This is a genomic window from Microcoleus sp. AT3-A2 (assembly GCF_036705685.1).
Lineage (GTDB): Bacteria > Cyanobacteriota > Cyanobacteriia > Cyanobacteriales > Microcoleaceae > Microcoleus.
Window position 1 is genome coordinate 1 of sequence record NZ_JAUBVF010000056.1, and the last position, 22964, is coordinate 22964.

Consider the following 22964-nt stretch of genomic DNA (forward strand, 5'->3'; position numbering starts at 1 on the left):
TGATTTTAAACCATCCTAATCTTCCTTCAGTCTTGTCTTATGGTACTTTGGCTGCTTAAAAACTGTCCGGAGTATTGTAAAGATGAAGCAGCAGATGTCCTCAAACCCGTTGCCAGCAAGTTAAATTTACCTTACAGCTATGGGCATCAGCTTGCCTATTATACGCAGGAGGTTTTAGTGGTACTTGTGGCGATAGGTAGAGCAAGTTTTAGTCAACAAATAGGTCGCGGTTGTTGTTATACAATTCTTCAGACGTGCTAAATCCTAGAAGGAGGCGATCTAATAGCTTTTCCGAACCGCCAATAGACAATAAATATGAAATCTAATCAAGTCATTCAAATCAGCAGTACACCTGGTCAAATTATGGGGATTGTTCCCGTTCAAAGTAATTGCAAAATTACGGCTAAATTGGTCGGCGAACTGTTACAAATCAGCTCGTAATATTTTTTTTGATTAGAAACAAAAGAGGTGTTTATTCCGATTGAGGATGTTAGAGCGATTGAAACAGGAGAGGGTTGTACTTGGTGGCTGTTTTGGTTAGGAATTCCGACTCTCAGTCTTTTTATCGGTGTTGTCTTTATTATTCTTGCCTTCATTGTCAAACAGCGCTATCTGAATATTTACAGCATTCGGGTTAATGTGATAGTATTTCACAGGAAGGGAGAAAAAGTGGCTCAGTTTAGAACGGGTGTTTTAGAGGCTCGCTATTCTAAGTCTCTGGCGATCGCTAAACCGCCCATGCCACCACCGCCATCGCGTCCTTTGAATATTTGATTCAAGAGAGTAGATATCATATCAAATCCGCGCTTCATCGTCGGGCGTAAAATCGAGTCAACATTCAACACTCAACCATCATGGAGTTTTGCGAGCCCGAGTTAACAGTTAACAGTTAACAGTCAACAATTAACAGTCAACTATTATGAGGAATGCAACCGGAATTGATATCATAATCCAAATCTCCTGAGTTTATGGTGTTCAGCAAAATAAAAATTCTCGTGGTGCGAGCCCTCTATCCCGGATGAGGAAGACGCTTATATAGCAATCCTTGCAGGAGTCATAAATTTTTTAATCCCACCCCAACCCTCCCCTTGGTAAGGGGAGGGAGTAAGAAATTCACAAATGATTTAGGATTGCTATACTATCATTTCTACCACAAATCTAGGAGAGCCAATATTTTATAAGAAACCGGCTTTTTTTAGGGTAAGTCTTATTTAAATTAACAAAAGCACGGCTGCTGTTGCTAGCAATAACAGAATTCCGGCTGCACCTGCTAGGGGCTTGGCGGCAATTCCTGTAATCCATTCTGATACCCTAGAAGTAGGTTTAATTGCGCCTTCTGTATCTACGGTAGTTATACCCCAAATCCAAGCTGCGTGAATGCCGATCGCCAATCCTAAACTGCCATTGTCGGCGATGCGGGCTAATGTTAAAACCATCCCCATCAGCCACAATCCGGGCAGTTGCGGTAGAGTTTCTTTGGCTGCCCAAATGAGGTGGGCGATCGCAAAAATGAAACTGGCGATCGCTGCGGCGATTAGTATTGAGTAATCTTGCTGGAGGATTGTTTGCAAGCAGCCGCGAAAGATTAACTCTTCTGTGGCGCTAATCCACAGTCCTAATAACAGAGTCAGCAGACTAGCAGGATTAAAGATTAATGCCCAAAAATTAATGTTTTTTTCGCCTATTTCGGTGGAAGTTTCACCTTTTTTTAACTCGATCCAGCCTACGGTTAATTGTAGACCGAATAAAATTACTAAGCTGATTATTCCTAATCCTAATCCCCCCAGTAATGATATCAAAACTGCGGGTTGCCAATCCCAACCCCAACTAGCAAAAGTTGTGTTTTCGATCCAACTTGTCGCCCATAAAATGAATGGAACAATCACGTATAGGGAAGCTAGTAAAGGTAGTTTTTTGTTTCCCAGGGGTTGGGGTGGATGCCATTTGAGGGCGATCGCCAGCACAATCGCTGCAGGAAGCCACACAACAATCCAAGTCGAGAAAAACAAGATTATTTTGACAATTGCTGGTATTGACGGCGACAGCAGTCGCAGGTTAGTTATACTATTCCACATTTAATGGGTTGCAAATATAATACTGTTGGCTGTTGGCTGTTGACTGTTAATTAATGACTACTGACTACTGCCAACTGCCAATTGACTACCGATCGAGCTTGCGCTGAATTTGCCTCAGAGACTGGTACATTTCTGGCAAGCGGTTGTAGACGGCTGCGGCTTTGAGAAATAGTTTGTGGGGAATTGCTGGAACGCCCGTCACGATCGCACCTGCGGGCACGTCGCTGTGAATTCCGGCTTTAGCAGTGGCGATCGCCCCATCTCCGATTTTGGCTTGATTAGCAATTCCTACTTGACCTGCCAAAATTACATTGTTGCCAATTTTTACTCCGCCGGCCATGCCAACGTGAGCAGCAAAGGCGCAATTTTTTCCTACTTGACAGCCGTGACCTACGTGTACTAAGTTGTCGATTTTTGTATTCTGGCCGATGCGGGTTTCTCCGACAGCGGGCCGGTCGATCGTGCTGTTGCAGCCAACCTCAACACCCTCTTCTAATACAGTGCAGCCAGACTGCTCCATTTTTACCCACCCGGAGGCTGTCGGCACGAACCCAAAACCTTCGCTGCCGATCGCCGCACCGCTGTGAATCACGCAATTTGCCCCGATGCGAGTACGTTCGTGAATGACACAGTTAGCGTGTAAAACAGTGCCTTCGCCTATTTCCGCATCTGGGTAAATTACGACATTTGGATGAATGCAAACGTTGCTGCCAATTTTGACTTTTGCTTGGATAACGACGTGGGGGCCGATATAGACATTTTCACTAATTTCTGCTGAGGGGTGAACGACGGCTGAAGGATGAATTTCGGATGCTGGGCGAAACGGTTGATAGAAAAGGGCGATCGTTTCAGCAAACAGCAATCGCGGATCTGCTGTGGCAATCCAAGCAATGTTGCGATCGGTACATTGAGCTTGGAGGCTTTCATCTAAGGGTAAAATTAAAGCCGAAGCATTTGTAGTGGCTGTATGAACGGCAAATTTAGCACCTTCTATATAACTGATTGTGCCCGATGGAGCTTCATCAACAGGGGCAGCGCCAGTAATTTCTGGATCGGTAGCAACCGACGCTGTGAGGGTGCGACTGGTGGCTAAGTTAAGTTTTTGTACTATTTCGCTAAACTTCATCAGAAAAATGGGTTTGAAACCCCGTCCTTTTAGGACGGCTTTACAGTTCGCCATGAGTTGTAAGCCAGAAACTTACAATCTGTGGGCTTTGCGTTTTGACACAGGCGTTTTCCTGTACCAAGACTGTGCAGGCTAATGCGAGATTTTTTAGCATCTTCGCCACCTACGTAACACTTTCCATACTTAGGATGCTTGACAATCCCCCCGCGCTTCAATCCTTGCGACATGGAGCCACCGTAAGGACGGCGATATCCGTTTTTCCCAGGGTTAAAAACGTGCAATTGTCTGCGATAAATGCGGATGGGCTTACATTCCATCACCACCATATTTTTTGGTGATATATCGCCACCTACCAACAGGTAAGCTAGCACCCAAGAATCGACACAATGGGCATAAAAAACATTGGATAACTTGACCTTAGATTTTTTTAGACCTAATTTTTGACGAGTTAAGTAGGTGTCGGTATAGCCATCAAAGTGGGTGACAGGTGCAATTATTTCCAACTCGGAATAACACCATTTTTTGCCAACTTCTAAGGGCGAAAATGACTTGTTCCATGTGCGACAACCTTTTTTGGTCAATGCTTTTACATTCTCAATTCCAATGTCTGAGATAGGAAAGATGGTATCAAAAACTTTGACTACTCGGATTTTGAATTGCCAACGCGCCTTAGTGCTTGGAGGAATCCCGCCACGCTTACGGTTTTTACGAGGTTGGCGACAAGGTGTTTTTCGATTGCGCCTTGCACGTCTGGCGTTTGTACTTGTCTCCTCAGCCTCTTTGACCCAATCAACAGCATGAAACTGCTGATTTAAGTAGGTATGAGCTTTTGATTTGACTGTGTACCCCTCACGTTTAGAACCCGGATCGATTCCAACTGCTACAGGTTGAGTATGACGATTTGAAGGTTCAACGTTTAAGCGAACACAAAAGATCCCTTTACGGAAAAATGGTGTTGCTTTTCCAGATTTAATCCAACGTTCTGCCCTTGCGGGTGTTGTTGGCATTAAAGGACGTTGCTCAAAGTCCACTACAGGAACGTATTGCATGGTGTTTGTTTGGCGATAAGCCTAACTGTTTAATTTCCTTCGACTTTGACTAACGGAGTGGTTACGGGTTAGGAAGAGCGCCTGTAACGTCCAATGAAAGTGCCACCTTCAGTTAGTTCAAATTGGTTTCTCAACCGTTGTCTAGTCCTACTTGCGCTTGTTTTCTACCTATGGCTTGGTTTCCTTACAAGCCCCATCCCTTTAGGGTGGGGTTAGTGACCTATAAAAATTTGTTGTTAGCACAGATGGATCATAGTTAAAATTACCAGCTTTGGAGCACGATCTGAGCAGTTGGCATTTAAAAAACAAAAACCCCGATTTCTTGAAGAAGTCGGGGTTGTAGCGCTCGATTATTTTTGGCAATTATTTTACAGAAACTGCATCTACGTCAACGGTGCTGCCGTTGGCTTCAGAATAAGGGGCACCAGTGGCTTCGGATGCTGATGCTGTCTCTGTTTGGCGAGATTTAAAGTAGTCGATCGCCATTTGGGACACTTCGGAAATCAGCAAGACTGCGATCGCCACATCGTCAATTTGTCCGATGACGGGGAGAAAGTCTGGGGCTATGTCGATCGGGCTTACCAGATATGCCAGCGTTCCCAGAATTATCCACCAGCGGTACTTGGGGTTGCGGAGGGTGTCGCGGTACCAGTTGTAAACAGATTGTATAGAAAAGTTCATGGGGTTGTCCTCTACTTATATTTTCAATCTTGACAAATTGTCGCTCGAAATGCTAGTGGAGATATCCCCCCTAAGATTGGGAAGAGACTTCTACCGGGGAATATAGGGAATTGGGCCGGAGGGATTTGTCAACCTGTGTCGGAAGGACGGGGACTCGTGACAACGCCCCTACAGAAACCTGACAGATGAAAGGCGATGGAATTAATCTGCGTTTATCTGCGTTTATCTGTTTTTATCTGCGGTTAAAAAACATTCCTCTTGTTGACGGTAGATTCGGCATTTTTTTACTTGTATATTGTGATTAAACTAAGTTACTTAGATTGGGATTTTTAACCGCAGATGTCAGCAGATAAACACAGATAAACGCTGATGGAACTTATCTGTGTTTATCTCCTGTTTAAAAAAATCTTCATATCTTTCACTCACGAATTTTGAAAGATCCATTTTTGGTCGCCGATCGCAATTTCGCAGCCGTTTGGCAGCCAAAAAGGCTCGTTAGCAGCCAGCCTCTGCCCTCCTACAAAAGTGCCGTTGGAACTGCCGCTATCGACAAGCTGATACCGCTGTTTGCCAAGTTCGTCAGTGGCCCGGCGGATTTGAGCGTGGTAGCGCGAACTTTGCGGATCTTGTAATACTAAAGTGTTGGTTGGTTCGCGTCCAATTGTAAAGGGATTGGCTGTTAGGGCGATCGCCTCTCCAGAAAGTTTGTAGATTAAATATGCGGTTGTTTTGCGATCGCTACTTGCAAGTACGGTTGGTGCAAGTTGGGGAGGATTTCTCCCAGCAGGGAGGCTGTTTTGAGCAAGTTGTTCTGTCAGTTGTTGTAAATCTCGATCGAACCCCGCTGCTGTGTCTGAAGCTGGAAGACTTGCAGGAGAATTACCTGAAATTAAGTTTAACTGCTGTACGGGAGATTGAGGAACAATCGGACGGCCGGCTTCGGCAATTCTCATTTGCAGGGCGGCGGCATTTTCTGCTTCTTGTCGGGCACTCATTCCTTCAACTTGGCGAATAACTCCGTTGGTTTCGGGAAAGCTGACATCGCCAATTCGCACGTCTTCTAAGTTAAAACCTAGAGTATAAAAATCTTGGACGCGATCGAGCAAATTTTGGCGCAGCAACAGCCGTCCTTGACTGATAAGCTGTTGTAGGGGTATTTGCCCGATCGCTAATCCCATACAATCTTTAACTGCACTTGCTAAAACAGCTATAGGATCGGACAATTCCAAAGCTACCCGTTTCGGATCTATAACTTGATAAATAACAGTCAGAGTAGCATCAATTAAAAATCGATCCTTAGACAAAAAATCTCCGTGCGACTGTACGTCCAAATTGCGGAGTTTGGTGTCTACGAGGACAATTTGAGACTGTTCCAGTAGGGGAAGGGCAAAGCTGAAATGCCGCCCGGATTTTAGGGTACGCACGGCGCGGCCGTTTTTGACCAACAGCCCCGTGTAACCGGCCCCTATAAAGTCCATACTAAACCCGGCCCAGCGTTCGGGTGTGACGGTTTGAATTAGTGGAGAAGCGTTGTTCATGGGAGGGAGTTGAGGGAGGGGAGATTCTATTTTTAGGGTAACAAATTGCTGGGGGCGAGCGATCGGGCGGTGTGCCGGTTCCGCAACCTCTATTCTATACTTCTGGACACCCCGCGATTCCGCCCGGACTGGATCTAGTTTTGACCCCAGCAATCCACCTTCTGTTTCTACTGCATTCTCATTTTTACAATCACCCGCCGGGAAGCACTATTTTCAGATTTAGGAAGCGCTACAATGCGATCGATTCCGAGAGTTTTAAACCCGTATTCTAAGATAGTAAACGCTGCTTCAGTTGCTCAACCCCACCCCAGTTTATATCTATTTGTACTCACTTACTCACTCGGCTTAAATTGCATACATTCGCAAAAAATCTTTAAATTATCTGCGTTGCCTCTGGGGTTTCCCTATAAATCAAAGATTTATGCAATAAGTCTAGTGGGTCGATCGCCCTTTCATTCACCTGACCAAAAAAGCCGCACACTCAACATGAGAAGTCTGAGGAAAGAAATCCGCCGGCTGCACTCGCGCTAACTTATAATCCCCATTTTCGCACAAAATCTTCAGGTCGCGAGCCAAAGTAGCAGGCTTGCAGCTAACATAAACAATGCGATTTGGTTTGATTTCCTTGATAGCTTCCAAAACCGCGCGATCGCACCCTTTCCTCGGCGGATCTAGCAGCACAATATCCGGTGTCAATCCCAAGGAAGGCAGCAAACTCTCTACAGTTCCCACCTGAAACTCGACATTTCTCACGTCATTTAACTCAGCATTTAATCTGGCTTGTTCGATCGCCGCCGGTTGCACTTCTAAACCTATCGCTATTTTTACTTGTTTTGCCAGGGGTAAAGTAAAAGTACCAATGCCGCAGTAAGCGTCAACCAAAACCTCGTTTCCCTGCAAACTTAATTCCCCTACCATCACATCTAACAACGCTTCAGCCGCCTCTGTATTAACCTGAAAAAAAGTATCGGCTCTTAGCTGAAAATTCATCCCAGCAAATCTTTCTCGCAGATAAGAACGACCCGCAATGCAGCGAGTTTCGGCACCAAAAATCACATTAGTTTGAGCGGGGTTTATATTCAAACAAACACCTACCAGTTGAGGATATTGTTTCAGCCACTCTGATGCTTGCTCTTCGAGCCCCGGCAACTCTCCAGTGCGAACTATTAAAGTTAGCAGCATCTCGCCGGTGCGCCGTCCGATCCGCAAGGACAAGTGACGCAATTCTCCTGTATGTTTCTTTTCGTCGTAGACTGGCCAATCCCGCCAGTGGATGTCTTCTTTGACTTCTTTTAACAAAGGATTGAGGCGCGGGTCTTGCACCGGACACTGATTGAGATTGACTAATTTGTGGGTGCTTTTTTGATAGTAACCTGCTTGAACTTGACCTGTTGCAGATAGTGCCACGGGATAAGTCGCTTTGTTGCGGTATCCCAAAAATTGGGAAAATCCCTCGATTTTTCCCGTTAAAATTTCATCAACTTGGGAATTGCTAAATCCGCCAATCCGTTCTAAGGCTTGAATGATTTGATTTTGCTTGGCTGCAAGCTGATATTGATAATCTACGTGCTGCCACTGACAGCCGCCGCACTTGTCGGCGACAATGCAGTTAGCTCGGATGCGGTGTTCGGATGCTTCCAGAAGTGTGTCCAGCTTGCCTGTAGCATAGGTGGATTTGACTTGCACGAGGCGCACAAGGACTCGATCGCCCGTCACGGTATCGGGCACAAACACCACTAACTCACCAAAACGACCAACTCCGTCGCCGGTGTCTGTCAAGTCGGTAATCTCTATCTCAATCAGTTGACCTTGCTGGCAAGGGTTTGCCAATTTCGTCGAGTTTGGGGTCGGGAATTTAGATTTGGTCACAAGTAGTCGTGGTAGGATTTAATATGGTAATGCAATATCGCTCTCTCTTTCCTGAGATAAGTCGTAGCGAAGAAGCGGGGCGTAAGCCATCGCACTCAAACTCAATTGCAGGCTGTCTTCCTGCTGTTGAACGTCTTGCTGCTAAAGCCAAACTTCAACCGGGGAGTCGAGCTTGTCGCGAGTGGCCTCGATATCGTCGGTGCGATATGCTGTTGGGGCGATTTAGCAAAAACTCGTTAAACAGTCAAAGTGTCTGCCGACATCAAAACTCTCACTCGCAATTTTTGAGTTTTTCCCGCAGTACCCTGGAACACAAGGAAACTGGCTTGAACATCAAGCATAACGCTTGGGGAGATTTACCCTCTACTTCTAGGATTGATAAATGTTAGGAGCAAGGCAAGTCTGCGAACCAAGAATCCCGTCGCCAACGGATGGGAATGTTTATTAATGTTATCCTCAAATTTGAATAACAATGAGCGTAGTTAGCCAATTTATTCTCCAAGCCGACGACGAACTTCGTTATCCCAGTACCGGCGAACTCCAAAGTATCAATGATTTCTTTAAAACCGGAGAACAGCGGGTGCGTATTGCTACTGCGCTGTCTGACAGTGAGAAGAAAATTGTTGAAGAAGCTAGTAAAAAACTCTGGAAAAAACGACCTGATTTTATCTCTCCTGGGGGCAATGCTTACGGCCAGCGCGAACGGGCTTTGTGTCTGCGCGACTACGGCTGGTACTTGCGCCTGATTACCTACGGTATCTTGGCGGGTGACAAGGAGCCGATCGAAAGCATCGGTTTGATTGGCGTTCGGGAAATGTATAATTCTCTGGGCGTTCCTGTTCCTGGCATGGTCGAAGCTATCCGCTGTTTGAAGGAAGCTTCTTTGGCTTTGCTCAATCAGGATGATGCTAAGGAAGCAGCTCCTTATTTTGATTATATCGCTCAGGCAATGTCTTAATTGCTTTGGTGATTGCTTTCATGAATGTGGCGGAGCATTCGCGGGTGATTTTTGGGGTGATTTGATCTCGCAATTGCTCGCAAATGTTTCGCTTCTGTTTTTTGGCAAGGAAATCTGCCTCATTTCTGCTAGGAAGCAATGCTGTTTAAGCTTTCCCAGATGTTGAGTTCGTCTTGTCTTTCAATGCACATTTGATTTAAAAAGTCAAGGGTTTTTGGGAGAGATTGTTTTTTGAATTTCCGGCTGTCGTACTGAATCGATGTTTTGAGCTGCGAGAGTTCTCCAAGGGTGGGGCAGGTTTGGATCTGATGGGCGATCGCATTTTGCCATTCTTCCAGCCTGCGGTAGCTGACAAACAGGCCGCCTCTATCCCGATGGTGGACGAAAACCACGAAAGCCCACGATTCGACTCGCTTAATCAGGTTTTGGCTGATTTTGAGCAGTTGGGCGATCGACCTGACGGTGATGCGGAGCTTTTTTGAGGGTTGAATGCGGCGAAACAGTGCTGTCATGGCTGTATACTCAGGGCTTGAGAGGCAAGTTCGGTTTAGAGTCAATTACATATTACTATATCCGACTCTTATTGCACAAGTGCAATGAAATTAATTTAAACTTCTTCAGCTCAGATGTTGCTCGTGCAACCCTCAATCATTGATGCTGTGCTAGTTTGAGAGTTAACGTAGGTGGGAAAAATGTCAGGACTCTCTAACAAAGCTGTGGTAGACAAAGAGCAGGAATTGCGTCCCGTTCGCTTCACTGAAACGGGGCGGATGCGTTTGGGCAAGATTTTAAAAGCAGCAAGACAGACAACAGGCTGGTCTGTCAGCGAAACAGAATTTAAAACCAAGGGATATGAAGAGGCGCTGTTCACAGCTACAAATCAACCCGTACCCAAAGATGTGGGTATTAGTGCCGCCACAGTCAACCGCTACGAACGCGGGAAGCTGGATAATTTGGATTGGCGATCGCTCAGTCTGTTATGCTTTGTCCTCAAGCCGATCGACCCGGTGACAGGAGAGGCCCTGGAACCGACAAATGCGCTTTACATCGCGTGCGAACATCCCCCATACAACGATGCGAAGCTCTACGACTAGATTATTTGCAGATAGGTGATGACTGATGGTTGTAGCAGAAGCTAGGCGAGAAAAAGAATACTTGAGACGGAGATTTACTGATACCGGGCTGCGGCGGTTGGGTAAATTCCTGCGATCGTGGCGGGAAGCTAGGGGGTGGAGCGTTCACGAACTGAGCGAAAAGACCAAGCAGCATGAGGCTCAATTTTATAATCTCGGGGGAGAGCCTTTGCCGAAAGTTTTGGGGGTCAGCATTGCAGGCATTTCGAGAATCGAAAATGGCTATTACAACAAGCCTGCACCCGATCTTTTGTGGCTGTTCCTCGATGTTCTCGAACCAGTTCACCCGGTTGAAAAGCGGTTGGTTACTCTAGAAGACTTACTGTTGATCGGAACTGAATTTTGGAACCCAAACGTCGAGGCGTAGGATTGACTTAATAGTTAAATTGGATCTGTAAAATGCCGGGATTTCTTGACTTTAAGGCTGTCGTCGATCGGGAAAAACTGCGCCCTGTGCGATTTACAGATACGGGACGCGGTAGATTGGGCAAACTTCTGAAAGCAGCTAGAGAGATTCGGGGCTGGTCAATTATTGAAACAGAAATGGTCACAAAAGAATACGAAGCCGCTCTGTTTCGGACAGCCGGAGATCCAGTACCAAAAGATGTCGGTATTAGTAATGCTACTGTTAGTCGCTACGAACGCGGGAAGTTAGAAAGTTTGGATTGGCGATCGCTCTCTCTGTTATGCTTTGTCCTCAAGCCGATCGACCCAGTGACAGGGGAAGCCCTGGAACCGACAAATGCGCTTTACATTGCGTGCGAACATCCGCCGTACAACGATGCGAAGCTTTACGAGTAGTTGATTGCTGACATCTGAACTGATGCAACCAAATTCTTGAGATGGGGAGTTTTGAACCGCAGATATTAGCGGGTGAACGCTGATGAACGCTGATGTCATTTTATCTGTGTTTATCTGCGGTGATTGATTACCGATCGCCCTTTTGTTTCGCAATTAAAGCTTTAGCTTGCTGCCACAGAGATTCTAACTCTTCTGCGGGATAATCTGACAAAGGTCGATCGCACGCAGCCTCTACCTTCGCAAACCGCTGCACAAAGCGATCGTTTGTTCCTTGCAAAGCAGCCGACGGATCTAAATCGTACCACCGAGCTAATTGAATCAACACAAACATAATATCTCCCAATTCTGACTGCTGCGCTGCCTTATCCTCGTGTTTGAGAGCGTGTTCAAATTCTGCCATTTCTTCATGAAATTTATCCCAAACGCCGTCTACATTGTCCCAATCAAAACTCACTTCCGCAGCTTTTTGAGAGATTTTCATCCCGGCGGTGATCGGCGGCAAAGTGCTGGCATAACGGCTCATTTTCGAGGCTAAAGTTGGCGGTTTTTCCGAAGTTGTGCCTTTTTCTGCTGCTTTGATTTTTTCCCAGTTTTCGTTGACTTCATCCACGCTGTTGAGTTCGACATCGCCGAAGACGTGGGGATGTCGCCGAATTAGTTTTTCTGTGATGCCCGCAGCGATTTCGGCGAAGGTAAACTGATTGGATTCGCTGGCAATTTGAGCTTGCAGAATTACCTGTAACAGTAAGTCGCCCAATTCTTCGACGATCGCATCTTTATCTCCTTTGCGAATCGCGTCGGCGGTTTCATAAGCTTCTTCGATGATGTGAGGAATTAGAGTTTGGGGAGTTTGGGCTAAATCCCAAGGACATCCGCCGTCTGGCGATCGCAATTTAGCCACAACTTCTATAAGTTCTTTGAGTGCTGTGAGCGATCGGCTTTCAGAATTAGACATAATAATTTACCTTTTATATCAACCGCCAAGACGGTTATAACGTTGTTAATGGCTCCAACCATTGATTTTATTACATCTTCTTCCTTCTTTCTTCTGCTGATTTTACTACATATTCCTTCTTCCTTCTTCCTTCTTCCTTCTTCCTTCTTCCTTCTTCCTTCTGCTGATTTTATTACTTCTTCCTTCTTCCTTCTTCCTTCTTCCTTCTTCCTTCTGCTATAGATTTGCTGGAAGTGCGACGGGGAGGTTGGCGTTTGCGCCTCTTAATTGTGCCAGGAGGGCGCAATCCGCTTAATCCTTTTTTTTTGAATCTTTTGTAAGCAGAGCCGCCCCAATCGCTCAGATAGTGGCTCATCGCGCCCAATTCTAGACCGATGTAAACGGCTAAAATTTCGATGTGGTGTTCCCAGATCGATCGCCCATAACTCAAAACCACATCCTGCCAATTCCCGCCGAAGTTTCCGACTTTTTCGGCAATTGCCAATCCCAACAATCCGAAAACCACGATCCAGATAGCGAGGTACAAGATTCGCAAAGCAGTGCCGATTAGAGGGCCGTGGGACAAAAAAGAGCGGTGGCGCAGGCTTTTTTGGTACGGGAGCCAAATCGGTTTGAACCATCCCCAGCGCTGATACTGGCAGGAGTAGATATCCAAGTCGGGGCCAAACATCAGCCCGCCGAATAAGAAACTGCCGGAAACGAGCAAAGTCAGGTTGCTGCTCTGAGTCTGGCCAAAGGTGAGGGCTGCCACCAAGGGCAAACTCCACAGGGTTATTTGATCGTGGGTGCGGCCAGAGGGCATTTAAAGTTTAGGATTTTTTTTACTTGATCTTTCTGAGTTACTGTGATATGATAAATCCCGGTGAGTCCAATTGGGTGATTAGCTCAGTGGTAGAGCGCCTGCTTTACACGCAGGATGCCGTAGGTTCAAATCCTACATTACCCATCCGATAACTCAATATCAACAGTTTCAGCCGTTTTTAGCCGTCAAGCCGAGAACGGCTGTTGCTGTTGAGAGTTGACTGTTAAATTGGGTGACGACTAAATTTAACATTCTGTGGCGGATGTCTCAAAAGTTGGCACCCAATGCTAGAAAATTAATTTATCGAAAATTTGGGTCTAAAACCCCGTCCTTTAACGAAGTGGAGGACGGCTTTACACATACTCAGTAAGTGTGTAAAATAATTTCATGCTAAACATGACGTGGGAATTCAAACTAGAACCAACTCCAGAACAGGTCGATACTATCGAGCGGATATTCGCTGTGTGTCGTTCTGTATGGAACTTTGCTTTGCGGGAGCGCAAAGACTGGTTGAATTCCCGCAAGTCGCCTGTAAATGCTTGTTCCATCGAACAGGAGTACATACTCAGGGCTGACGAGCCATACCCTAGTTACCACACTCAGGCTAAACGATTGACTCTTGCCAAAGAGCAATTTCCCCTCCTCACGAGCGTACATTCGCAAGTATTGCAACAAGTCTTAAGAACGCTGGACAGGGCATTTGAGGACATGAGAGCGAAGAAACTAGGCTTCCCTCGCTTCAAGAACAAATACCGAATGCGATCGTTTGTGTTTCCTCAATTGGGCAAAAATCCCATCAATGGAAGTTTGCTGAAATTGCCTCAACTAGGGTGGATTCGTTTGCGCTTGTCACGCCAAATCCCAGGGGGATTTGAAATTAAACAAGCCAGGGTTGTACGACGGGCATCGGGATATTTTGTCATGTTGTCATTACAGTTAAATGTATCAGTGCCAGATACACCCATATCCGGTCATCCGCGAGGTTTGGATTTAGGGTTTGATAAGTTTGTAGCTACTAGCGATAACGAGCAAATTGCTAGACCTCGCTTCCTGCAAACTCTACAACGCGAGTTGAAATTACTGCAACGTAGATTAAAGCATAAGAAGAAAGGGTCGAATAACAGACATAAGCTCAATCAAAAAATAGCCAGAATTCATCAACAGATTACTGACACCAGGAAAGACTGGCACTTTAAGTTAGCCCACCGTATGAGTGACGGCGTAGGGATGATATTTGTTGAAGACATCGACTTTCGCTCTTGGGCCAGAGGAATGTTGAGTAAACATAGTGCCGATGCTGGATTCGGTCAATTCGTCAACATACTGCAATGGGTGTGCTTTAAACGAGGTGTTTTCTTTGCCAAGGTAGACAAGGACTACACATCACAACAATGTCCTGAGTGTGGGACGCATACGGGCAAAAAGCACCTAGACGAAAGAATTCATTCTTGTCCAGTGTGTTTCTTTACTGCATCGCGTGATGTGGCAGCGGCACAGGTGGTTAGAAATCGTGGGTTGGAACTAATTTCTGGGCTAGGGCATAGCCTGGAAGTAAAACAAACTGTCTGTGGACTGGATGCGGCGGGGACTGGTGGTAAAGTCAGTCTAGCTGGCACGGGACGAAGCAGAAAACTCAAGAAGTGATTCTTGGGAATCACCCTCCCTTTAGGGCGGTGAGGATGTCAATGATTTTCTTTTTTAGAACCTTGTATATGAAGCCTAAAATAACCAGCCCGATCGCGTGGCAGCAAGCTGAACTGCTCATGCAGCCAGCGATGATCCGAGTGCTCGACAACATCCGCAAACAATTAGAAGAGTCAGTTTGGACGGGTACTTATCAAGAAGTGCAGATTCCGATTCCGGGCTATCAACTAATTTTAGAGCTTCAAGGCGAGCAAAGATGTATCGATATTTGGGAACTTTGCTATCGAGTCTGCTTTGTCAACTACCAGCCCGCCCACAGTCAAATCCAAAGCCAAGAAGTTGTAATTGATACTAGCTTGATTGATGATGAGACTGGCGATGTAGATTGGAATCGTCTTGATGCTAAAGCCAGTCAATTAATACAAGAAATATTCGCCAATTTGGGCAAATAGTCAGTTGAGAGTTGTCAGTCAACAGTCAACAGTCAACAGTCAACAGTCAACAGCCATCAGTCATCAGTCATCAGTCAACAGCCAACAGTTAACAGTAAACAAAATCTTATGATTCAAGAATTGCACGACATTCAAGCAGCGGCCGGTGCTACTTTTGCAGAGTTAACAACCAAAGAAATTGTGCCAGTCAGTTTTGGTAACGACGCAGAAGCGATCGCAGCAACGAAACAAGGTGTGGCTTTGTACGATCGCACTCACTGGGGACGCATTCAAATCTCAGACAGCGATCGCCTGCGGTTCTTGCACAATCAAAGTACCAATAACTTCAATATACTCAAACCCGGTCAAGGTTGCGACACCGTTTTCGTGACTTCCACCGCCCGGACGATCGACCTCGCCACTGCTTACGCGACAGAAGATGCCGTACTGCTGTTAGTTTCACCCAACCGCCGCCGCCAACTGCTGGAATTGCTCGATCGCTATATTTTCCCAATGGATCGCGTCGAGTTAACAGATTTAACCGATACAACTGTTGCTTTCAGTGTCCTCGGCCCGGAAAGCACTCAACTATTAGAAAAAATCGGAGTTACCGAACTAGAAAATCAACCTTACGCTACTCACAAATTGATAAATTTTGCAGGTATGGAAGTCCGAGTTGCGGTTGGTAGCGGTTTAGCAACTCCCGGATACACGTTAATTGCGCCAGCAAGCGATGCAGCCAACTTGTGGAAGGAATTAGTCAAAGCTGGGGCCGTACCGATGGGCGATCGAGTTTGGGAACAACTACGAATTGAACAAGGACGCCCCGCACCCGATTTTGAACTCACAGACGATTACAACCCCTTAGAAGCCCGTCTTTTACACACGATTACCTATGACAAAGGCTGCTACATCGGTCAAGAAACAATTGCCCGGTTGAACACCTACAAAGGAGTCAAACAGGAACTTTGGGGCGTGCAGTTGAGCGGTGCGGTGGAACCCGGCACAGCAGTCACCATCGGAGAAGAAAAAGTCGGCAAACTCACCAGTTTTACGGAAACGGAATCCGGCTTTTTTGGTCTTGCTTACATCCGCACAAAAGCGGGCGGCGAAGGACTGAAAGTGCAAGTCGGATCGGTGTCAGGGGAAGTAGTAAATGTACCTTTCTTGAGTTCGTAGTTGCGATCGGTAGCCTGTTGACGCCGCAGCGCCCAAAACTTTTTTGTTGAGGTTGATTTGGGAAGGATGCTAACACCATAAATTGGCCACAAGTCCTATCTTTAGATAGATTTGCAAACCAACAACCGAAATTATTCTGTATTACAGTCGTCACATAAAAAACAGAGTTTTTCAATGAAAAAGTTTACATCGCGCTTAGTTACAACTTGCCTGCGAGTTGGAATAATCTTGGCTGTAGGAATAGCGCTGATTTTTAGCTCCGAATTGGAATTTTCGGGCAATAAAATGCAAGCGAACGCTACACATTTAACCCCAGAAGCTACGTCTTACGAAGTTGCCCGTCCCGATCGCCAGCCAACAACCGATATCGAGAAGGGCGGGAATGATGCCGTTGACAATATCCGAGAAAAGCTGAATCTTGACCAACCGATCGCCCCCAGTACCAAAAAATTTATAGAATCGGTAAAAGATAACGTGGGCGAAGCAGTTACGCCGGCACGGGAAGCAGTAGAAAAAGCGGCAGATCGAGGTAGCAGCGATCGAGCCAACTAATTCAATCGCATCCTGTTTTCAAATATCAAATTCTTAGTCCCTCTCTGCTGGGACGAAAGTTTGTGTAGTAGCGATTTCAAGCCGAATCATGGAAGCGATAACCAACCCGCATTTGAGTGTTCATATTGGGACTTCAGGTTGGAGTTACGACCATTGGGAAGGTGTGCTTTATCCCCACCAGCTACCGCCTCGCTCTAGGCTCGATCGCTACATCCAGCACTATCAAACCGTCGAAGTTAATAGCACCTACTACCGCTGGCCACCAAACACTACCTTTGCTAGCTGGCGAGAGCGCCTCCCCCAAGGATTTCTGATGACCGTAAAAGCGCCCCGTGGTCTAACGCACTCCAAGCGTCTTTACTCACCAGAAAAGTGGTTGGAACGCATGAGTCAGGGACTTCAATGCCTAGGCGATCGATTGGGTATTCTGCTCGTCCAGCTTCCTCCCCAGTTCGGCTGCGATTTGGCCCGCCTAGCCTACTTTCTAAAACACGTGCCCTCCTGGATCAAAGTAGCTGTGGAATTGCGACACCCAAGCTGGCACACAGAAGAGGTATTTTCGCTGCTGGAACGCGAAGGAGCTGCTTACTGTGTGATGAGCGGCGCCCACCTTCCGTGTATCCTGCGTGTAACGGGTTCATTCGTCTATGTGCGCCTCCACGGCCCCGACTCCAACAATCTCTACGGGGGCTCCTACTCGGATGATGATTTGCATTGGTGGGCCGATCGCATCCACGAGTGGGAAAGTCAGGGGCGAAGCGTGTTTGTCTACTTCAACAACGACGGAGAGGGAAATGCAGTGAGGAACGCTTCAAAGCTGAAAACTTTTGTGGAGAACGGTATTTCCTGACAGACGCTAATTGAAACCGTTCCCATTATTTTGGGCGCATTCAAAAACGCTCTGCAGTTCCCTGAAGCTGAATTAGAAATCGGAGATGGCGTTCGTCTAGGTTATTGTTTGACGATCGCACTCACCCCGAACCCGCACATCCAACTCAACATCACCCAGCATAAACTGATCAAATTCAACTCAACATCACGCTCGCACTTTTGGCTCCATTTCAAACAAATTCCGTAGGGTGCGCTTGACATTGGGAAACACGAAATACTCCGTCAGTTTCTCGATGCAATAATTAAACGCTTTGTAGTGGTGTTTGAAGTACAGTTCCACCTTCCCTCGGTTCCAACAATCCCAGCAAGTTGACGGCAACATCTGAGTAATGTGCTCTCACATCCCCCTGCCCTTCGGCTATCCCTTCCTCAATTAGTCGAGCGGTAATTCCAATTTTAGAGAATGAGTGAGGAAACTTTAAAAATTTATGGACAGACTGAAACGGACTTGCAATGCTGTATCAGCCATCCGCTACAGACAGGACTTTTCAACGCAAGCGTTGTTTTTTGGACGCTTGCTACACAAACGCCAAACTCTAACTTAACTGCTTGTAACGAAGTATACACTTGATTGTGGTTATAAGTCTCTCTAAAGAATTATTTGTATATTCTCCTGAAGACAGATGATAGCAGCGACCAAGGTAAATAACATACAAAGTGTACAGAGTTATTAGGTAATCTAAAGGCATAATTTAAAAGCAGTCTATTTGCGCCTTATAGGAAAGACATTCGACTTACGCACTTGCCCAAGCTAAACAAAGTGGCAGTATGTGGCGTATTCTTGTGCCTTACTTCAGGTTAATGACTACATGATCTTTGATACTTAATTAAGTTTGCCTGATTTCTTCTTTCTCTGTTCTACCTATCAGACCCTAATTACCCTGTTGTTATAAGTCCCTATAAAGAATTGTTTGTAGATTCTCCTGAAGACGGAGGATAGCAGCGACCCAGGGAAATAACATCAAAGTCTACAGAGTTATTGGGGAATCTAAAGCCAGAATTAAAAGCACTCTATTTGCGCCTTATAGGACATACATTCGGCTTACGCACTTGCCAAAGTTGAACAAAGTTGCAGTAGGTCGCGTACCCTTGTGCCTTACTTCCGGTTAATGACCTATTGAGCTTTGATTCTTAATTAGGTTTACCTGATTTTTTCTTTCTCTGCTCTATCTGTCACACCCTAATTACCATCTGGTAATACGCTTCTTTGTAGCTGGCACAAAGGATACCCGAAATTTTCGCAGTTTGAGACATTTGTGTTGCTTTTAGGTCATTGGGTATACCCAGACTGACCAATTTTCATTTTACCTTATCAAAATTATTTAAGAAGTCTCATGGTTAACTTACTCAGACCGCCCAGTGTTTCTTCAAGTTCTCGCTTCGGTACTGTAACTGGTTTGTGGAGGCAACAGTCTCTTTACGACAGGAGGGCGCTTAAGACTGGTATCGTCCATTTCGGGCCAGGTCGTTTTTTTAGGGGGCATCTTGCCTACATAATACATAACTATCTTGCACAGAAGGATTCCCAAGAGCAGAGATGGGGAATTTGTGGGGTTAGCCTCAAGAGTCAACAGACAATTACTAGGTTGAAACCGCAGAGATTCCTTTACACTTTGACCAAACATTCTAGTTGCGCTCAAAATCGTGAGGAAGCGGAAGTTATCGGTTCTATCAGGGAAATAGTTAATGGTAGAGACAATTGCCAGTATGTGCTTGAAAAGATGGCGTCTCCCTCTGTGCATCTGGTGACTCTTACTATTACTCAAGGAGGCTACCATCTAGACAAAAGTTTTAATCTCGACACCACGAATGAAGACATCGCGCACGATTTGCAAAATCCTTCCACTCCAACTACTGCAATTGGCTTTATCGTAGAGGCGCTACGGCGACGACGCGATCGCAAAATGACCCCCTTCACGACACTTTCTTGCGACAACCTCCCAAGAAATGGGGAAATCTTGCAAAAAGCAGTGCTAGCTTACGCTGAAGAGATCGATCCTCAGCTTGCAGAATACATCAGGGATAACGCCACGTTCCCTAATTCAGTGGTAGACAGGATTGTGCCTCAAGAACAGGAATCCGACTATAACTACCCCAGCCGACTGTTGCAAGTTCGCGATCGCGCACCCATTGTAACCGAACCATTTTGGCAGTTTGTCGTGGAGGACAAATTCACAGGCGATCGCCCCAACTGGGAAGATACGGGCGTGATTATGACTAGCGACATCACTCCCTTTCTGTATATGAAGTCGAGATTCTTGAATGCAGTACACTCCTTCATAGCCTGTTTAGCTGTAAGAGCAGGTATAGAGTATATGCACGAGGCGATCGCCCTACCGGAATTCCACTTGTTTACTCGGCATCTCATGGACGATATCGCAGCAGTAACACCAGTGCCTCGCGAGATGTGTGAACAATATATGGAACAGGTGTTACTAAGGCTGAGTAACGAGGATCTGCCTGATACTACTGAGAGAATCTCTTCAGAAACCTGTAGGAAAGTAGGCAAGTATATATTTCCGATACTTCAGGATGCTTATAGCCGAAAAGTCAGCATGAAGCGGATTATACTTCCTGTTGCGGCGTGGCTTCTTGCAGTCAGAGAAAAGGCGAGCGAGTCGGGTCAGCCCTATCATGCCAAGGATACCCAAAGCGCAATTACAGCGATTCAAGAAGGCGCGGTAATTAGCGGGATTCTGGGATTGGAGAATTGCGAACAGACAGAGGTCGTAGATAATGAATGCCACCAAGCTTTGCGAGATATCCAGACCCAAGGACTATTGACTACGCTTAAAAATTACAGTGAGGGAGGTCTTTTGAATGAAACCGTTTCAGCATGATTTGGTGGTGCTTTTCGATCATGACGGAACTGTCGTTGATAGTGAAACCATAGCACTTAAGAGCGCATGGAGGCTGACAAATGAAGTTGCTCGTGAGTTCCCTACGGATCAATACTATGAGCTTGAGGACTTTGTTAAAAGCTTCGCCGGGAAACCATACAGGGAAATACTCAAAAAGCTCTACCCAGACTCATTAACCAGTCTTAATGAGCGCGATATTGACAGGTTAGTGGCTGAAGAAGAAAAGAGAGCGATCGAACAACTTACTATAGAGGCAAAAGCGACGGTCGGAACGCCTGAAGTGCTATCTTATCTGCGCGACGATCGATTTAAATATGCCTTAGTAAGTAACAGCAGCTTACAGCGGCTGAGTGCTTGCCTTACTTCTGCAGCCCTGACCGACTATTTCCCCAGCAAACAGATATTTAGTGCTCACGACTCTCTCCCGGTTCCGCGGCCCAAGCCACTTCCTGACATTTACCTATATGCAGCGAAGTGTCTGGACGCTAAAGTTTTAGATTGCGTGGCAATTGAAGATTCTATGAGTGGGGTAAAAGCTGCCGTTGCCGCTGGAATTGGCCAGATTATAGGTTATGTAGGGGGAACTCATATAAGCGAGGATGAACGAAAAAGCCGTGCAGATGCTCTTGTGTCGGCTGGTGCCGAGCAAGTTATCGATCGGATGCACGATCTTATCGGTCTATTATCACCAACCCCAGTGTAAAGACAGGCGGCATCACGCCTAGGCTTGATGCGCTTAGCAGGATATGTGAAAAGTCAGATTTTGTTAATAAGAGCCTGGGCGACAACTTCATCGGCTATCGGTTTTGCGATCGACTTGCCATGCAGATCCGCCAAAATAGACTCCACCTTTTTCAACCATCCTGCAATACTGATAATCAGCCGTCATCACAAGGCAATGAATTAAGATGAACAGCAATACCAGCACAGACTCAACAATCAAGCTGAATCAAGCATCCCTGTCTCGTTTACCTGGAAACGTGCGCGTACCCAAGTACGATCGCCATCAAATTACTAATGGAATTGTGCATATTGGGGTTGGTGGATTTCATCGATCGCACCAAGCGCTCTATCTCGACGATTATTTCCATCAGAATCCTGGTAGTGACTGGGGAATTTGTGGTGTGGGATTGCTCGACTTTGACTATGACAGGCGGATGCGGGATGCGCTTCAATCCCAAGATTGTTTGTATACCTTAGTTGAGCGATCGCAAGAAGGCGATCGCGCTCGAATCATTGGCTCAATTACTCGATACCTGTTTGCACCAGACAATCGTCAAGCAGTTATTGAAACATTAGCAGATCCCAAATGCCGAATTGTTACTCTAACCATCACTGAAAGCGGCTACTACTACATTGAAGGAAGTGGCAATTTCGATGTAAACCACCCCACCATGCAGCACGATTTGCAACATCCTGACCAACCAATTGGGACATACGGTTTTTTGACAGCCGCACTCGAAAAGCGGCGTAAACAGGGGTTGGCACCCTTTACAGTCTTGTCCTGCGACAATATCCAGGGCAACGGCAACATGGTGCGGAAAATGCTAACGACATTTGCCCAAATGCGCGATCGGGATTTAGGAAGTTGGATTGCTGAACACGTTGCGTTTCCCAACTGCATGGTTGATCGCATTACTCCGCTGACAACCCCAGCAGATATCCAAATGGTCGCCCAACAGTTTGGTATTGATGATGCGTTTCCATGCGTCGCGGAGCCTTTCATTCAGTGGGTAATAGAAGATACCTTTTGTGCAGGCAGACCCGATTGGGAATCCGTTGGCGTACAGATGACTAAGGATGTTCATCCCTATGAAATGATGAAAATTCGGCTGCTCAATGCCAGCCATATGCTGATTGGTTATCTCGGCTCTCTGGCAGGTTATACCTACGTTTATGAAGTCATGGCTGATCCCTTGTTTCAGCAAGCAGTTGCTAATCTGATGGACGAGGTGACACCAACGCTCCAACCTGTTCCTGGGATTGATTTAGACGAGTATAAAAAAACTTTAATTGAACGGTTTTCTAATCCCAAAATTCGCGATCAGCTTCCGCGCCTGTGCCTGAATGGATCAGCCAAAATTCCTAAGTTTGTTTTGGGTTCGATCCGCGATAAATTACAACTTGAAGGTGCGATCGATTACCTAAGTTTGACGATTGCTGCTTGGTGTCGATACATCAATAGTCATGATGAACAAGGGCAACCTATTTCCATAGATGATCCATTAGCAGACATCCTCACTCAACGCGCCAGTTTGAGTGAATTAGATCCCAGACCATTACTGGGCCTATCTGAAATTTTTGGGGATTTAGTACAGGCGCCACGTTTCGTCGAGGCTGTTGCTGACCAGTTGCGTAGTTTGCATGAGTTTGGTGCTAAAGGAACGCTAGCCCGATTGTCGTAAGCACCATCCGCATC

23 protein-coding genes, 1 tRNA gene and 1 pseudogene are annotated in these 22964 nt (G+C 46.1%); 15 read left to right on the plus strand and 10 right to left on the minus strand.

The genetic code is table 11. The features are described from left to right. Positions 1–468 precede the first annotated feature (468 nt). Positions 469–774, plus strand: coding sequence for a hypothetical protein (locus QUB37_RS23400; protein WP_333166701.1), 306 nt, complete (start codon positions 469–471; stop codon positions 772–774). A 437-nt stretch (positions 775–1211) separates the two neighbouring features. Here QUB37_RS23400 and QUB37_RS23405 read toward each other — a convergent pair whose 3' ends face one another. The 7 genes and pseudogenes from QUB37_RS23405 to rlmD form a co-directional block, all read right to left on the minus strand. Further along, on the minus strand, positions 1212–2075 hold the full coding sequence (locus QUB37_RS23405) for a CPBP family glutamic-type intramembrane protease (RefSeq protein ID WP_333166704.1): 864 nt from the start codon (positions 2073–2075) through the stop codon (positions 1212–1214). An 85-nt stretch (positions 2076–2160) separates the two neighbouring features. After that, positions 2161–3201: a UDP-3-O-(3-hydroxymyristoyl)glucosamine N-acyltransferase gene (gene lpxD / locus QUB37_RS23410; RefSeq protein ID WP_333166709.1), complete on the minus strand. Its 1041-nt coding sequence runs from the start codon at positions 3199–3201 to the stop codon at positions 2161–2163. 29 nt (positions 3202–3230) lie between these two features. Continuing rightward, entirely contained in the window at positions 3231–4250 is a 1020-nt protein-coding gene (locus tag QUB37_RS23415) for an RRXRR domain-containing protein (RefSeq protein ID WP_333166713.1), read from the minus strand. A gap of 363 nt (positions 4251–4613) precedes the next feature. Continuing rightward, positions 4614–4931 (minus strand): YkvA family protein, encoded by a 318-nt coding sequence (locus tag QUB37_RS23420; protein WP_333166715.1) that lies wholly within the window; start codon positions 4929–4931, stop codon positions 4614–4616. A gap of 422 nt (positions 4932–5353) precedes the next feature. Continuing rightward, positions 5354–6622, minus strand: a complete 1269-nt coding sequence (locus QUB37_RS23425; protein WP_333166718.1) for an SPFH domain-containing protein — start codon at positions 6620–6622, stop codon at positions 5354–5356. Between the two features lie 14 nt (positions 6623–6636). Continuing rightward, positions 6637–6753 (minus strand): annotated as a pseudogene (locus QUB37_RS29915) (GNAT family N-acetyltransferase); the annotation flags it as partial. Between the two features lie 172 nt (positions 6754–6925). Next, positions 6926–8338 (minus strand): 23S rRNA (uracil(1939)-C(5))-methyltransferase RlmD, encoded by a 1413-nt coding sequence (gene rlmD / locus QUB37_RS23430; protein WP_333166721.1) that lies wholly within the window; start codon positions 8336–8338, stop codon positions 6926–6928. Positions 8339–8346: 8 nt separating this feature from the next. On the opposite strand from rlmD, the gene QUB37_RS23435 reads away from it, so the two are divergent. Continuing rightward, positions 8347–8727: a hypothetical protein gene (locus QUB37_RS23435; protein ID WP_333166724.1), complete on the plus strand. Its 381-nt coding sequence runs from the start codon at positions 8347–8349 to the stop codon at positions 8725–8727. A gap of 83 nt (positions 8728–8810) precedes the next feature. Beyond that, positions 8811–9296, plus strand: a complete 486-nt coding sequence (locus tag QUB37_RS23440; RefSeq protein WP_293336342.1) for an allophycocyanin subunit alpha-B — start codon at positions 8811–8813, stop codon at positions 9294–9296. Between the two features lie 128 nt (positions 9297–9424). On the opposite strand, the gene QUB37_RS23445 is transcribed toward QUB37_RS23440, so the two are convergent. Further along, complete coding sequence (locus QUB37_RS23445; RefSeq protein WP_333166727.1) at positions 9425–9808, minus strand: hypothetical protein; 384 nt, start codon at positions 9806–9808, stop codon at positions 9425–9427. A 180-nt stretch (positions 9809–9988) separates the two neighbouring features. Here QUB37_RS23445 and QUB37_RS23450 point away from each other — a divergent pair, with 180 nt between their 5' ends. From QUB37_RS23450 to QUB37_RS23460, 3 genes are read left to right on the plus strand one after another with little or no spacing between them, the layout of a single operon-like run. Next, positions 9989–10390, plus strand: a complete 402-nt coding sequence (locus QUB37_RS23450) for a helix-turn-helix transcriptional regulator (protein ID WP_190655959.1) — start codon at positions 9989–9991, stop codon at positions 10388–10390. A 25-nt stretch (positions 10391–10415) separates the two neighbouring features. Next, entirely contained in the window at positions 10416–10796 is a 381-nt protein-coding gene (locus QUB37_RS23455) for a helix-turn-helix domain-containing protein (protein WP_333030075.1), read from the plus strand. Between the two features lie 32 nt (positions 10797–10828). Next, positions 10829–11230: a helix-turn-helix transcriptional regulator gene (locus QUB37_RS23460; RefSeq protein ID WP_333091252.1), complete on the plus strand. Its 402-nt coding sequence runs from the start codon at positions 10829–10831 to the stop codon at positions 11228–11230. 127 nt (positions 11231–11357) lie between these two features. Here the strand turns inward: QUB37_RS23460 and mazG are convergent, their stop codons facing one another. Both mazG and QUB37_RS23470 read right to left on the minus strand, forming a co-directional pair. Next, complete coding sequence (gene mazG, locus QUB37_RS23465) at positions 11358–12185, minus strand: nucleoside triphosphate pyrophosphohydrolase (protein ID WP_333166732.1); 828 nt, start codon at positions 12183–12185, stop codon at positions 11358–11360. Between the two features lie 172 nt (positions 12186–12357). Then, positions 12358–12987: a metal-binding protein gene (locus tag QUB37_RS23470; RefSeq protein WP_333166735.1), complete on the minus strand. Its 630-nt coding sequence runs from the start codon at positions 12985–12987 to the stop codon at positions 12358–12360. A gap of 72 nt (positions 12988–13059) precedes the next feature. On the opposite strand from QUB37_RS23470, the gene QUB37_RS23475 reads away from it, so the two are divergent. The 9 genes from QUB37_RS23475 (at position 13060) to QUB37_RS23515 (ending at position 22950) form a co-directional block, all read left to right on the plus strand. After that, positions 13060–13131, plus strand: a tRNA-Val gene (locus QUB37_RS23475). Positions 13132–13374: 243 nt separating this feature from the next. After that, positions 13375–14631 (plus strand): RNA-guided endonuclease InsQ/TnpB family protein, encoded by a 1257-nt coding sequence (locus QUB37_RS23480; protein WP_333091256.1) that lies wholly within the window; start codon positions 13375–13377, stop codon positions 14629–14631. A gap of 68 nt (positions 14632–14699) precedes the next feature. Next, positions 14700–15083: a hypothetical protein gene (locus QUB37_RS23485; RefSeq protein ID WP_333166739.1), complete on the plus strand. Its 384-nt coding sequence runs from the start codon at positions 14700–14702 to the stop codon at positions 15081–15083. Between the two features lie 108 nt (positions 15084–15191). After that, positions 15192–16241, plus strand: coding sequence for a CAF17-like 4Fe-4S cluster assembly/insertion protein YgfZ (gene ygfZ / locus QUB37_RS23490; RefSeq protein ID WP_333166742.1), 1050 nt, complete (start codon positions 15192–15194; stop codon positions 16239–16241). Positions 16242–16415: 174 nt separating this feature from the next. Beyond that, positions 16416–16793, plus strand: coding sequence for a hypothetical protein (locus QUB37_RS23495; RefSeq protein WP_333166745.1), 378 nt, complete (start codon positions 16416–16418; stop codon positions 16791–16793). Positions 16794–16881: 88 nt separating this feature from the next. Beyond that, positions 16882–17643: a DUF72 domain-containing protein gene (locus QUB37_RS23500; protein ID WP_333166748.1), complete on the plus strand. Its 762-nt coding sequence runs from the start codon at positions 16882–16884 to the stop codon at positions 17641–17643. A 1375-nt stretch (positions 17644–19018) separates the two neighbouring features. After that, the gene (locus QUB37_RS23505) at positions 19019–20524 is read left to right on the plus strand and encodes a mannitol dehydrogenase family protein (protein WP_333166751.1); all 1506 of its coding nucleotides are present in this window, start codon (positions 19019–19021) and stop codon (positions 20522–20524) included. Beyond that, positions 20505–21248 carry an HAD family phosphatase gene (locus QUB37_RS23510; RefSeq protein WP_333166754.1) on the plus strand — a complete coding sequence of 248 codons (744 nt, stop codon included), beginning with the start codon at positions 20505–20507 and terminating at the stop codon, positions 21246–21248. Before QUB37_RS23505 ends, QUB37_RS23510 begins: the two co-directional genes overlap by 20 nt. A 205-nt stretch (positions 21249–21453) precedes the next feature. Beyond that, positions 21454–22950, plus strand: a complete 1497-nt coding sequence (locus QUB37_RS23515; protein WP_333166757.1) for a mannitol dehydrogenase family protein — start codon at positions 21454–21456, stop codon at positions 22948–22950. Positions 22951–22964 lie beyond the last annotated feature (14 nt).